General features: G+C 70.1%; 11 protein-coding genes. 8 read left to right on the top strand and 3 right to left on the bottom strand.

The genetic code is table 11. The annotated features are described in order from the left end of the window. Nucleotides 1-57: 57 nt before the first annotated feature. Entirely contained in the window at nt 58-1095 is a 1038-nt protein-coding gene (locus tag AC3IYI_RS38555) for a LacI family DNA-binding transcriptional regulator (RefSeq protein ID WP_489408083.1), read from the top strand. A gap of 95 nt (nt 1096-1190) precedes the next feature. Here the strand turns inward: AC3IYI_RS38555 and AC3IYI_RS38550 are convergent, their stop codons facing one another. After that, nucleotides 1191-3986, bottom strand: a complete 2796-nt coding sequence (locus tag AC3IYI_RS38550) for a glycosyl hydrolase (RefSeq protein WP_489408082.1) — start codon at nt 3984-3986, stop codon at nt 1191-1193. Between the two features lie 224 nt (nt 3987-4210). On the opposite strand from AC3IYI_RS38550, the gene AC3IYI_RS38545 reads away from it, so the two are divergent. The 5 genes from AC3IYI_RS38545 to AC3IYI_RS38525 all read left to right on the top strand — a co-directional run bounded on the left by AC3IYI_RS38545 (nt 4211) and on the right by AC3IYI_RS38525 (nt 9650). Beyond that, nucleotides 4211-5515, top strand: coding sequence for an ABC transporter substrate-binding protein (locus AC3IYI_RS38545; protein ID WP_489408081.1), 1305 nt, complete (start codon nt 4211-4213; stop codon nt 5513-5515). A gap of 182 nt (nt 5516-5697) precedes the next feature. After that, complete coding sequence (locus AC3IYI_RS38540) at nt 5698-6711, top strand: carbohydrate ABC transporter permease (protein WP_489408080.1); 1014 nt, start codon at nt 5698-5700, stop codon at nt 6709-6711. Continuing rightward, complete coding sequence (locus AC3IYI_RS38535; protein WP_489408079.1) at nt 6708-7628, top strand: carbohydrate ABC transporter permease; 921 nt, start codon at nt 6708-6710, stop codon at nt 7626-7628. The genes AC3IYI_RS38540 and AC3IYI_RS38535 overlap by 4 nt, the downstream gene beginning before the upstream one ends. Nucleotides 7629-7771: 143 nt before the next feature. Beyond that, a complete protein-coding gene (locus AC3IYI_RS38530; protein ID WP_489408078.1) occupies nt 7772-9199 on the top strand; it encodes a GH1 family beta-glucosidase in 1428 nt (475 codons plus the stop codon). Nucleotides 9200-9323: 124 nt separating this feature from the next. Further along, nucleotides 9324-9650: a hypothetical protein gene (locus tag AC3IYI_RS38525; RefSeq protein WP_489408077.1), complete on the top strand. Its 327-nt coding sequence runs from the start codon at nt 9324-9326 to the stop codon at nt 9648-9650. Nucleotides 9651-9740: 90 nt separating this feature from the next. Here the strand turns inward: AC3IYI_RS38525 and AC3IYI_RS38520 are convergent, their stop codons facing one another. Further along, nucleotides 9741-10232, bottom strand: coding sequence for a hypothetical protein (locus AC3IYI_RS38520; RefSeq protein ID WP_489408076.1), 492 nt, complete (start codon nt 10230-10232; stop codon nt 9741-9743). Nucleotides 10233-10354: 122 nt separating this feature from the next. On the opposite strand from AC3IYI_RS38520, the gene AC3IYI_RS38515 reads away from it, so the two are divergent. After that, nucleotides 10355-10786, top strand: coding sequence for a VOC family protein (locus AC3IYI_RS38515; protein ID WP_489408075.1), 432 nt, complete (start codon nt 10355-10357; stop codon nt 10784-10786). Nucleotides 10787-10914: 128 nt separating this feature from the next. After that, nucleotides 10915-11304: a hypothetical protein gene (locus AC3IYI_RS38510; protein WP_489408074.1), complete on the top strand. Its 390-nt coding sequence runs from the start codon at nt 10915-10917 to the stop codon at nt 11302-11304. On the opposite strand, the gene AC3IYI_RS38505 is transcribed toward AC3IYI_RS38510, so the two are convergent. Continuing rightward, nucleotides 11301-12569 carry a saccharopine dehydrogenase family protein gene (locus tag AC3IYI_RS38505; RefSeq protein WP_489408073.1) on the bottom strand — a complete coding sequence of 423 codons (1269 nt, stop codon included), beginning with the start codon at nt 12567-12569 and terminating at the stop codon, nt 11301-11303. The two genes, AC3IYI_RS38510 and AC3IYI_RS38505, sit on opposite strands and share 4 nt — an antisense overlap. Nucleotides 12570-12576: the final 7 nt, after the last annotated feature.

Raw genomic sequence — 12576 nt, 5'->3', positions numbered from 1 at the left:
CGGCAGAGGTCCGCACCACCCTGCGTGTCGCGCCCGCGTCGACGAGGAGCATCCGCCTTGCCCGAGCAGTCCCCCGGGTCCCGTCCCACTCTGGAAGCCGTCGCGGCGCGTGCGGGGGTCTCCCGGGCCACCGCCTCGCGGGTCGTCAACGGGGGCGACGGGGTCCGCAAACCGCTGGTCGACAAGGTGCTCCGGGCGGTCGACGAGCTCGGCTACGTCCCCAACCACGCGGCCCGGACGCTGGTGACCCGGCGAACGGGCGCGGTGGCCGTCGTCATCGCGGAGCCGGAGGTGCGGATCTTCTCGGACCCCTTCTTCTCCCAGCAGATCCGGGGCATCAGCAAGGAGCTGACCGCCCACGACACCCAGCTCGTCCTGCTGCTGGTGGAGGGGCCGGGGGACTTCGACCGGATCACCCGGTACCTGTCCGGCGGGCACGTGGACGGCGCGCTCGCCTTCTCGTTGCACACGGACGACCCGCTGCCCGCGATCACCCGGCGAGCGGGGATTCCGACCGTGTTCGGGGGCCGGCCGGGCTGGACCGCCGACCCCGGCGAACGGGCCGTTCCGTACGTCGACGCCGACAACCGGGGCGGGGCCCGGGTCGCCGTGCAGCACCTGCGTGACCTCGGGCGGGAACGGATCGCGCACATCGGCGGGCCGCCCGACCAGACCTCGGCGATGGACCGCCTCGACGGCTACCGGGACGTGCTCCTGGACCTGGATCCGACCCTCGTCGCCGAGGGCGCCTTCACCGTGGAGAGCGGGGCGCGGGCTATGGCGGAGCTGCTGGAACGGCGGCCCGACCTGGACGCGGTGTTCGTCGCGAACGACCTGATGGCGTCGGGGGCGCTACGGGTCCTGCGGGAGCGCGGGATCGCGGTGCCGGAGCAGGTGGCGGTCGTCGGGTTCGACGACATGGATCCGGTGGCCAAGGAGACCGACCCGCCGCTGACCACCGTCAACCAGGACATCGAGGGCCAGGGGCGGCTGATGGCCCGGCTGCTGCTGCGCATCCTCGACCGTACGGGGAACCGCGCGGCACCGGACTCGGTGATCACCCCGACCATGCTGGTCCGGCGGGCCTCGGCCTGAACCCCGACGCACGCGTACGGCGGGTCTGCGCCCCGAGGAGCCGAAGACCCGCCGCACCGATCGCGCCCGTACGTCTGGTTCGTCCACGCAGGGGACTACGCGTACGGGATCTTCAGCACCGCCGCGTCCGTGCCCGTCTGCACCTGTGACGTGCCGTTGCCCAGCGCGTTCCAGATCTCCAGGCGGACGGTGCCGTTCTTGAGTTCGCCCAGACTGCCGGTGACGGCCTGCACGCCGACCGCCTGCGTGTACTCCTCCCAGCCCGCGACCGGGTCGGTCGCGAAATAGCGGAAGGTTTCGCTGCGGTCGAAGGTGCCGTCACCGGTCAGGTCGTAGCTGACCCGGACCTGCGGCGCCAGCGCCACCTTGGTGCCCGCGTCCACCCGGAGGCGGAACGCGGTGGCGGCCCCGGCGGCGACCTTGCCGTTGACCTGCTTCGCCTCGTAGACGGTCGGCCGGTACGGGGTGCCGTCCCGGTTCACGCCGTCGGCCGAGGCCACGGTGTCCACGCCGGCCGGGTCGGTGGTGGCGGTGGTGAGGACGCCTCCGGTCTTGAGGCGGAAGGTGTTGCCGGTGGACGGGCCCGGCTCCTCCGGATCCGGGCCTCCGCCGCCGGGTCCGGTGCTCGTGGCCGTCGAACGGGCCGGTACGGAAAGGGTTTTGCCGTCCGAGAAGGTCACCGTACGGGTGGCCGAGCCGTGGTTGTGCGCGGTGTAGGTGCGGGTTCCGTTCTTGGTGAAGACGGCGGAGGTGGGCAGGTCTGCGCTGACCGTCATGTCCGGTGCGCCGAGTGTGTCGAGGGTGTTGATCCAGTGGTAGGTGTGCGCCTTGGACTCGCCCTGCTCGGGGGTGTAATTGCCGTTCACACCGTCCCACTTGGCCTTCGCCGAAGCCGGGTCGGTCAGTGCCTCGAACTCCCAGAGCAGGTCGCGCCACTCCTGGGCCGGGCCGCCGTTCTCGCGCTCCATCTCGGCGATGTTCCGGGTAATGGCGGCCTTTTCGCGGGCAAGGTGGAGTGATCCTCCGGTCACGGGGAGGACGTTGATGCCGTGGATCTCCTCCGGGTTGGCGGTCCACCAGGTGGAGTACGAGGCGCCGCTGCCCCAGACCATGCCGACCGTGCCGTACTTGTACGAGGCGGGGAAGACCTGCTCGCTCGCGTCGAACCAGTACTGGGTGATCGCCTCGGACTCCGTCGTCAGCAGGTAGCTGCCGAGGTCGCGGAGCGAGGTGTCGCCGGTCGCCGCGCCCCAGAGCACGAGGCCGGCGCTGAGGTTGACGGACTCCGACGAGGACTCCTGGTTGTTGCCCGCCGCGAAGCCCTGGTGGCCGGAGGCCCAGCTGTGGCCCGCGTACACGTCGAAGCCGCGTAGGAAGGGGTACGCCGCGTCGGTGCGGCTCGGGTTGGCCGTGTCGCGGATCAGGTGCTTCACCATCGCGCCCCAGGCCGGGTCCGCCGCCCAGGCCTGGTCGTACTGGGCGATGATCGCCGCCGCGTAGACGTAGTAGCTGTAGTGGAAGTGGTGGTCGTTGAGTTCGGTGTCGCTGCCGTACGAGGCCGGGTAGCCGGTGAGGGTCTTCCAGTCCTTGTCGTAGCTGAACCCGCTTGCCCCGCCCGCCGTGAACCACTCCTGGAGCCGGCCCTTCATCAGGCCGAGGAGCTTGTCGCGGGTCGCGGTCTGGCCGATCTGGTCGGCCACGGGCACCAGTTGGGCGAGGCGGCCGAGCGCCTTTCCGGTCCAGTAGGTGTCGGAGGCCCCGGAGAACGGGTCGGAGGCGCCCGCGACCTCGTTGAGGTAACCGGTCAGCCGTGCCCGGTCGACGCCGCCGGCGGCGGGCAGCGCGGGGACCACGCCGTTGTTCTTCTGGCTGGTGGTGAAGGAGGCGGAATCGCGGACCTTCATGGTGCCGCGCGGTGAGACGTACGTGTACGGGGTCAGCGCGTCGGTGGTGTGCAGCCACTGGTGGCGGTAGAGGGCCTGGAGCGTGCCGCGCTCGGTGCCCTCCTTGGCCTCCGTGGTCAGGGTGTACGTCGCCCGGACGTCGCCGCCGGCGCTCTGCCAGGCCACCTGGGAGCCGGTGACGAAGCTGAACGCGTACTTACGGTAGGTCGCGAGCGCATCCGTGGAGGGCAGGACGGCGAGCGAGAAGTAGTCCTTGCCCGCGAGTCCGGCGGTGATGGTGGTGCCGGAGACGTTCCAGTCGGCGCCGGTCGGGGCGAAGAGGGCGTAGTGGTGACCGGCGACCGTGATGCCGACGACGTTGCCGTTGTCCGCGAAGACGGTGGGCGTGGAGGCGGTCGTGATGCGGGCGTCGCCGCCGGAGCCCTTGGCGTACACGAACGGCATGCCGTGGCCGATGGTGGCCCGGAAGGTTCGGGAGCCGTCCGCCCAGTACGGGGTGACCGTCCAGTCGGACCAGGCGTCGGCCTTGGTGTCGGGAGAGTTCAGGCCGGTGAGGCCGACGGTGAGGTCGGCCTTGTGGGCGTACTCGTACTGCCGGCCGTCACCGACGATCGCGGGCGTGGTCGGGTAGCCGACCTCCAGGCCGGAGGCCTTGGCCTGGTACGTGAGGGGGTGACCGTACATGGGGGTGGAGTACGGGTTGTCGCCGTAGCGCTGGTAGGCGAGCGAGGTCCACCAGTCGTTGGTCGGGACCGGCTTGTCCCGTGCGGCGGCGAGTTTGGGGGTGACGGGGGCGCCGGTGTTCGTGGTGGGGCCTGACGTGCCCGCAGGTCGGGTGTCGGTGTAACTGCCGGACCCTGCCGGGATGGTGGCGGCGGCCGCCGGAGAGGCGGCGGGGCCCAGGCCGACGGCGGCCAGGCCGATGGCCAGGAGCGTCGCCACTGCGGGTCTGGAGAGGGAGGCTTGCACGAAACACACCTCGATCACGTGGGGGGAAGAGCGCGTTCGAGAGCGCTCTCAAGTGCCAAGGAACGTAAATCTCCTGAAACCTCAGTGTCAAGGGAGCATGCACAACGCGCAGTTGGGCCGCACATCAAGCTGTTATGTGTTCGAGTCTTGACGAGGGACAGGTGGTGGGGGACGCTCCAGACGCACGTACTGAGAGCGCTCTCAACGCGCTCGGTTCATCCCGAAGTCAAGGGAGGCTTCCCATGCCCATCGCCCGAGCCGCCAAGAGAGCCACAGCCCGCCTCGGCGCGGTCGTCCTCACGGGGGCCCTCCTCGCCGCCTGTGGATCCAGCGCCTCGCCGGACGCCTCCGCCGGCGCGGGCGGAAAGGTCACCCTCTCGATCGACCTCTTCGGGTCCTTCGGCTTCAAGGAGGCCGGGCTCTACGAGGAGTACCAGAAGCTCCACCCCAACGTGACGATCAAGCAGAGCGACACCCAGGACGAGGCGGACTACTGGAAGTCGCTCCAGACCCGCCTCGCGGGCGGCGGCGGTCTCGCGGACGTGCAGGGCGTCGAGGTGGGCCGGATCGCGTCGGTCACCCAGCAGCAGTCCGACAAGTTCCAGGACCTGAAGGCGTTCGGGGCCGACCAGCTCGCGGGCCAGTTCGCCGAGGCCAAGTGGTCTGCGGCAACCACGAAGGACGGCAAGGTCCTCGGCCTCGGCACGGACGTGGGCCCCGAGGCCATGTGCTACCGCACCGACCTCTTCAAGCAGGCCGGTCTCCCCACCGACCGCGCGGAGCTCGCGAAGAAGTGGTCCACGTGGGACGGATACCTGGAGTTGGGCAAGGAGTACAAGAAGAAGGCACCCGCCCAGAGCGCCTGGCTGGACAGCATCGGATCCCTCTACGGGGTCATGATCGGCCAGGAGAAGGAGCGGTACTACGACGCCTCCGGCGAGTTGATCTACGAGAAGAACCCGGCGGTCAAGACGGCCTGGGACACCTCCGTGAAGGCGGCCGAGGCCGGCCTGAGCGCCAAGCTCGACCAGTGGTCCCCGCAGTGGAACCAGGCCTTCGCCGCCGGTTCGTTCGCCACCATCCCGTGCCCGGCCTGGATGCTCGGCTACGTCAAGGGCCAGGCCGGCGACGCCGGCCAGGGCAAGTGGGACGTGGCCAAGCTGCCCGGTGGCGCGGGCAACTGGGGCGGCTCGTACCTCTCGATCCCGCGTGCGGCCAAGCACAAGGAGGAGGCGTACAAACTGATCGAGTGGCTCACCGCGCCCGAGCAGCAGGCGAAGGTCTTCCAGAAGCAGGGTAACTTCCCCTCCTCGACGGGCGCGATCGCGAAGATCACGGACGCCAAGGACCCCTACTTCTCCGGCGCCCCGATCGGCCAGATCTTCGGTGACGCGGCCAAGGAGTCCCCGGTCCAGGTGCTGGGCGTGCACGACCAGAACGTGATGCAGCAGCTGACGAACGCGCTGAGCGAGGTCGAGCGCAAGGGAGTCTCGTCGGACACGGCGTGGGAGACGGCGAAGAAGGGCGTGGCGAACGTCATCGGCTGACACCGGTCGCGGGGGCGACTGGCCGCCGTCCTCCCCGGCGGCCGTCCTCCCCGGCCGCCGTCCTCCCCGGCCGCCGTCCTCCCCGGCGGCCGGTCGCCCGCGCACCTCGGCGGACCGGCCGCACCCCGTGCCCCTCCCGCCCCCGCAACCCCTCCTGCCCCGATCCACCGAAGGGCCGCATCGTGTCCCCCACCTCCACCGCGAAGGCCGGCCCCCGCCCGGCCAGGATCGGATCCCGCTCCGGATCCCGCTCCCGATCCGGCCCCGGGACCGGCCCGGAAGACGGTCCGGCAACCGCTCTCCGGCGTACCTGGCGCAAGGCCTCTCCGTACGCCTACATCGCCCCCTTCTTCACCCTGTTCCTCGCCTTCGGCCTCTTCCCGCTCCTCTACACGGCGTTCGTCTCCCTCTACCGCGTCGAGCTCCAGACGAGCGGCGAGATGGAGTGGCGGGGCATCGCCAACTACACCGCGCTCTTCACCGACGAGTACTTCTGGATCTCGCTGCGCAACACGTTCACCATCGGCGTGCTGTCCACCGTGCCGCAGCTCGCGATGGCACTGGGCCTGGCCCACCTGCTCAACTACAAGCTGCGCGGGCGGACGTTCATCAGGACCGCGGTCCTGCTCCCCTACGCGACGTCCGTCGCCGCCGCCACGCTCGTCTTCGCGCAGCTCTTCGGCCGCGACTTCGGGCTGATCAACTACGTGATCGGGCTCGTCGGTGTCGACCCGGTGGACTGGCAGACGGGCACGGTCGCCTCACAGATCGCCGTTTCGTCGATCGTGATCTGGCGCTGGACCGGCTACAACGCGCTGATCTACCTGGCGGGCATGCAGTCGATCCCGCACGAGCTGTACGAGGCCGCGGGGATCGACGGCGCGTCTCGCTGGCGGCAGTTCATCCACGTGACGCTTCCCGGACTGCGTCCGACCATCGTCTTCACCGTGATCATTTCGACGATCGGCGCGACCCAGCTCTTCGGTGAGCCGCTGCTGTTCGAGGGATCGATCTCCGGCGGCATCTCCCACCAGTACCAGACCCTCGGCCTGTACATGTACGAGCAGGGCTGGGGCTTCTTCCACCTGGGACGCGCCGCGGCCATCGCCTGGGTGATGTTCGTCCTGATCGTGGTGCTCGTCGGGGTCAATGCCCTGATCGCGCGCCGCCGCGCACGCAAGGAGGCCGGCCGATGACCGCGCTCGCCCCACCGCCGGCCGCGCCCGACAAGCGCCGCCCTCCGCAGGACCGGCCCGGCAAGCAGCCCTGGTTCCGCAAGGGCGACGGGGCCGGAAGGACGATGACGGGCGGCTGGCTCGCCTACCTCATCCTCGGTTTCGCGCTGCTGATCTCGGCGTTCCCCTTCTACTGGACGATCGTCGCGGCGAGCCGGTCCAACGCGGACCTGGCGCAGGTGCCGCCGAGCCTGCTGCCCGGCCCGAACCTGATCAAGAACTTCGAGGCGGTCCTCGAAGAGGCCGACATCGGCAAGGCGCTGCTGAACTCGCTGATCGTCTCCGGGTCCATCACCGTGGGCACGGTGCTCTCCTGCACGCTGGCCGGGTTCGCCTTCGCCAAGCTGAAGTTCCGGGGCCGGGGCGCCCTGCTGACGCTGACGATCGGGACGATGATGATCCCGCCGCAGCTCGGCGTGATCCCGCTGTTCATGCTCATCGCCGAACTCCAGTGGGTGAATCAGCTCCAGGCGGTGATCCTGCCGGGTCTGGTGTCGGCGTTCGGGGTGTTCTTCATGCGCCAGTACCTGATCCAGTCGTTGCCGGACGAGCTGATCGAGGCGGCCCGCATGGACGGGGCCTCCACGGCCCGCATCTTCTGGTCGATCGTGATCCCGATCGCGCGGCCGGGGATGGCGGTGCTCGGGATGCTCACGTTCATGACGGCGTGGAACGACTTCTTCTGGCCGGTCATCGCGCTGTCCTCGCAGGAGCCGACCGTGCAGGTCGCGCTGCGGCAGCTCGGCGGCGGCTACGTCAACGACCAGTCGGTCATCATGGCCGGCACGCTGCTCGGCACGCTGCCGGTGCTGCTCGTCTTCGGCCTGCTGGGCCGGCAGATCGTCGGCGGCATCATGCAGGGAGCGGTGAAGGGCTGACGCGTTCCTGCCTTCCGGCAACGGCCGGCGGCTACCGGTCACCGCCTGCGGCTACCGGCGAAAGCTCGGCCCCACCAGCCCCATCTGATCGTCCCCCTCCCCCTCCCCCTCCCCCTCCCCCTACTCCCTGGAGTGTCCGTCCCATGACCGCTGTCGATGCCCGCCCGGCGACCTCCACGGGCACCCGCCCCGAGACCGGGACGGGGCTCCGCTTCCCCACCCGGTTCCGTTGGGGGACGGCCACCGCCGCCTACCAGATCGAGGGAGCCGCCACCGAGAACGGCCGGACGCCCTCCATCTGGGACACCTTCAGCCGCACCCCCGGCAAGGTCCGCAACGGTGACACCGGTGACATCGCCGCCGACCACCTGCACCGGATGCCGGACGACGTGAAGCTGATGAAGGAGCTCGGCGTCACGGACTACCGCTTCTCCGTCTCCTGGCCCCGGGTCCAGCCGACGGGGCGGGGCCCGGCCGTGGAGCGCGGCCTGGACTTCTACCGCCGCCTGGTGGACGAATTGCTGGCGAACGGCATCAGGCCCGTCGCCACGCTCTACCACTGGGACCTCCCGCAGGAGCTGGAGGACGCCGGCGGCTGGCCGGAACGGGACACCGCACACCGGTTCGCGGACTACGCGGGCCTGGTGGCCCGGGCGCTGGGCGACCGGGTGACGACTTGGACGACGTTGAACGAGCCCTGGTGCGGGGCGTTCCTCGGGTACGGGAACGGGGTTCATGCCCCCGGACGCACCAGCAACCTCGCCGCGCTGCGTGCCGCCCACCATTTCAACCTGGCCCACGGCGGCGCGGCCCGCGTCCTGCGCGACCGCCTCCCGTCCACCGCCGAAATCTCCCTGACCCTGAACCTCCACGCCCTGCGCCCGCTGACGGACACCGCGGCGGACCGGGACGCGGTGCGCCGGATCGACGCCGTGGCGAACCGGATCTTCGTGGACCCGGTCTTCCACGGGCGGCTGCCGCAGGACCTGGTGGACGACACGGCGGGGGTGACGGACTGGTCGTTCGTCCGGGACGGCGACCTGGAGGTCACGTCCACCCCGATCGACTCGCTGGGCATCAACTACTACTCCCCCAGTGTGGTTTCGGCGGGCTCCTCCGCTTCCCCCTCCCCCTGGGCGGGAGCCGAGGAGCATGTGGCGTTCACCCCGGCGGCGGGCCCGCGCACGGCGATGGACTGGCCGGTGGACGCGAACGGGCTGTACGAGTTGCTCACCCGGCTGCGCGACGAACTCCCGCACCTCCCGCTCCTGGTGACGGAGAACGGGGCGGCGTACGACGACTACGCGGACCCGGAGGGGCAGGTCCACGACCCGGAGCGGGTGGCGTACCTCGACGCGCACCTGACGGCCGTACACCGGGCGATCGAGGACGGTGTGGACGTACGCGGCTACTTCCTGTGGAGCCTGCTGGACAACTTCGAGTGGGCGTACGGCTACAGCAAGCGCTTCGGTATCGTCCACGTGGACTTCGCGTCCCAGCGCCGGACGGTGAAGGACAGTGCGCGATGGTACGCGGAGGTGATCGCGCGGGGCGGGCTGGCGCGGGGCTGATGGGGACCTCTGCCGCCTGGCGCACGCGCGCGGCCTCCGGCCCCGTGCGACGGCGCCGGGCGCCCGCCAAAGCCTGGACGGCACGAGCGGTCACGGGGCGTTGCCCGCGTCGTAGTCTCGAACCGTGCACGAAAACGAGATCAAACTCAAAGCCATCGCCGCGCTCACCGCCCTGCGCGCGGATGTCGGCGAAGGCCTCGCCTCCGACCTGCTCGCGGAAGTGACGCCCGGTCACTTCCTGGTGCCGGCGGGAGCCGACCCCGAGGAAGTCGGCGGCGCCGTGCTCGACCAGCTCGCCGCGCCGCTGAGCGCTCTGGTCAACGGTTTCATCGCCGCCTTCGCGGCAGTCGCCTACGCGTACGACGAAACCGGCGCGGAGCCCGGTACCGACGCGATCCTGCAGGAACTCGCCCTTCGTCTCGCCCGCGAGGACGGTCAGCAGTCGCCCTGACCGCCACCCGGCGGCCGCCAGGGCGCAGGCCAGCACCCGGACGACGCCGAGTTCCCGCCCGGGGGTTGGGTGCGGCAGGCGTGTGTCTTCTCAGCGCAGGACTTCGACCAGCGCGATCCAGGAGATGACGAGCGCCGTGATGATGGCGATGACGGCACCGGCGGCGAACCATACGACGCCCTGCGGTGACCCCGCGACAAGGAGCGCGGCACCGACTAGGTATGCAGAGGGTGCCAAGAAGCCGACGGCAGACTTACCCCACTTCATCTGATTGTCGGGGTGGGAGTTCTCGTAGATCCGTCTCGTTGCCTGCACCTGCAAAAACCCTGCGCCAACTGCGAGTACGGCCATCGACGAACCGTACGCCACCGCCGAGACCTGGGGGACAAGCCCCACTGCCGAACCGGAGAGGGCCAGCACGAGGCCTGCGATGCCGCCGGCAAGTCGCGATGCGAGCGACGGCGTTTTGACGACCTCGGCGATGTTGACGCTTGCCGCCACGATCACGAGGCCGGCGAGCGCCCCCGCGGCTCCCATCAAGGCGACATTGAAGTCGCTCCACCCTTCCAGGTATTCGTCCACATTTCATAAAGTATCGGACCTTTTCGGAAATTTTCCGCATGCCGCGTTTCGGCTCGCACACGGGTGGCCCGTACGCCACGGTGGACCTTCCCTGCGTCATTCGCGTTCCGAGGAGGCCCGTCATGAACTGGACGCTCGAAGTGGTTCTGGTCCCTGTCACCGACATGGACCGGGCGAAGGAGTTCTACGCGGACAAGGTCGGCTTCACGGTCGACCTCGACAGCGAGGTCGCGCCCGGCATCCGCATCATCGCGCTGACCCCGCCCGGCTCGCGCTGTTCCATCGCGCTGGAGCACGGGATGCCCCCGGCGCCCGGTACGCGCCAGATGACGCCGGGCACGCTCCAGGGCCTGCAGCTCTGCGTCACCGACATCGAGGCCGCGCGCGAGGAGCTGACGGTGCGCGGCGTCGAGGTGTCGCCGGTGCGGCACCTCGGCGAGAAGGGCTGGGAGGACGGCAAGGGTGACACCTGGAATTCCTTCCTGACCTTCTCCGACCCGGACGGCAACGGTTGGGTCGTCCAGGAGGCACCCTCGGAGCTGTCGGAACGCTGACGGCAGCGACGACCCCCGCGTTCCGCCTCGGCGACAGGCCGGGCTCCCCCGCAGTCGGCGCGGACGTATTGAACACGTTCAAACCTTCTGTCAGTATGGGCGTCAGGCACCTGCCGGAGCACGGGAACATGAACCCCCCTGCTTTCGAGGCGGGTTGCCACGACTTCTGGGGGTCCCGCGGCATGCTGATCATCTACGCCCTCTACCTGCTGATCGTCCTCGTCCTCACGGCCGCCCCGGGCGCGGCCCTCGGCTTCGGGTGCATCGCGGTGAGCCAGGGGTGGGCGCGCGCCGCCAGGATCGCGCTGCTGCTGGCCCTCGGGACAGCCTGTGCAACGCTGTGGCTCCTGGCGGTGGGGGTGGACAGCCACTGGGCACCGCCGATCGCGGGCATGTCCTTCTCCGGGACCCTCATCGCGGGGTTCACGACCCTGGGGCGCCAGAACCGCAGGCTCCTCGCCCAGCAGTACGAGGCCTTGCCCTGGCCCCAATGGCCGCCGGCCGCCACCGGGCGCTAAGACCCGTCTTCAGCGCCCGCCGGCACGACAGGCCGGCTCGGGTCCTGTTCCCGGATCGCCCAGGGGGATCCGTACGCGGTGAGCAGGTCGAGGAAGGGGCGGGGCGGCAGGGCCTCCGGGCCGAGGACTCCGGATCCGGACCACACGTCGGCGGCGAGGAGTTCGAGGGCCACCACCGGGTTGACGGCGGTCTGCCAGACCACGGCCTGGGAGCCGTACTCGCGCATGGACCACTGGTTGTCGACCACGTGGTAGAGGTACACCTCGCGCGGCAGGTTGTCCTTGGTGCCCTTGACCCAGGTCCCGGCGCAGGTGCGGCCGGTCATCCGGTCACCGAGGGTCGCCGGGTCGGGCAGGCAGGCCGCGACCACGTCGCGCGGTGAGACGCGGACCGGGCTGCCGTCCTCGCCGCGGACGGTGACCGGTTCGGTGGAGTCCAGGCCGAGCGCGTGGAGCGTCTTGAGCTTGCCGATGAAATCGTCGCCGAGGCCGTACTTGAAGGTGACCCGCCGGGCTCCGACCCAGCGCGGGACGAGGAGGACCTCCTCGTGCTCGACGTTGACGCACTCCACGGGGCCGATGCCCTCGGGGAAGTCGAAGACCTCCGGCTCACTGAACGGTTCGGTGGTGAACCAGCCGCGCTCGCGCTCGTACACGACGGGAGGGTTCAGGCACTCCTCGATCGTCGTCCAGATGTTGAAGGACGGTGCGAAGTCGTAGCCCTCGACGGTCAGATCGGCCCCGTCGCGGATGCCGATCTCCTCGATGTCGTCGAAGAGTTCCTCGGCCGCGTAGCGGGCGAAGACGTCCGAGAGACCGGGCTCGACGCCCATGCCGACGAGCGCGAGCCGGCCCGACTTCTCCCACTCCGCGGCCCGTTCGAACTGCTCGTCGCCGAGCTTCACCCCGCACGTGCCGTACGGGTCCGCGGAGTGCGGGCGGGACAGGGACATGGCCATGTCCACGTAGTGGGTGCCGGCCGCCAGCGCGGCGTTGAACAGCGGCATCACGAACCGCGGGTCGGTGGCGTTCATCAGGACGTCGCACCCGTGCTCGGTGAGCAGCCGGGTGATCCCCTCCTCGTCGGAGGCGTCCGCACGGCAGGCGCTGAAGCGCTGCTCCGCGGCGCCCAGGGCGGCGACCGCGGCCTCGGCGCGGGCCAGGTCGTAGTCGGCGACGACGAAACGGTCGAAGAAGCCGCGGCGGGCGGCGATCTTGGCGATGGCGCTCCCGACACCGCCGGCACCCACAAGCAGAACACGCATGGCGAGG

The organism is Streptomyces sp. GL_148, from assembly GCF_057834205.1.
Note: the sequence above shows the minus strand (reverse complement) of the source record. Positions and strands in the feature narration are given on the sequence as shown.

Coding starts and splice junctions, on each gene's coding strand:
- AC3IYI_RS38545 (WP_489408081.1), top strand. CDS start 4,211: ATGCCCATCGCCCGAGCCGCCAAGAGAGCCACAGCCCGCCTCGGCGCG.
- AC3IYI_RS38535 (WP_489408079.1), top strand. CDS start 6,708: ATGACCGCGCTCGCCCCACCGCCGGCCGCGCCCGACAAGCGCCGCCCT.
- AC3IYI_RS38530 (WP_489408078.1), top strand. CDS start 7,772: ATGACCGCTGTCGATGCCCGCCCGGCGACCTCCACGGGCACCCGCCCC.
- AC3IYI_RS38515 (WP_489408075.1), top strand. CDS start 10,355: ATGAACTGGACGCTCGAAGTGGTTCTGGTCCCTGTCACCGACATGGAC.
- AC3IYI_RS38510 (WP_489408074.1), top strand. CDS start 10,915: ATGAACCCCCCTGCTTTCGAGGCGGGTTGCCACGACTTCTGGGGGTCC.
- AC3IYI_RS38505 (WP_489408073.1), bottom strand. CDS start 12,569: ATGCGTGTTCTGCTTGTGGGTGCCGGCGGTGTCGGGAGCGCCATCGCC.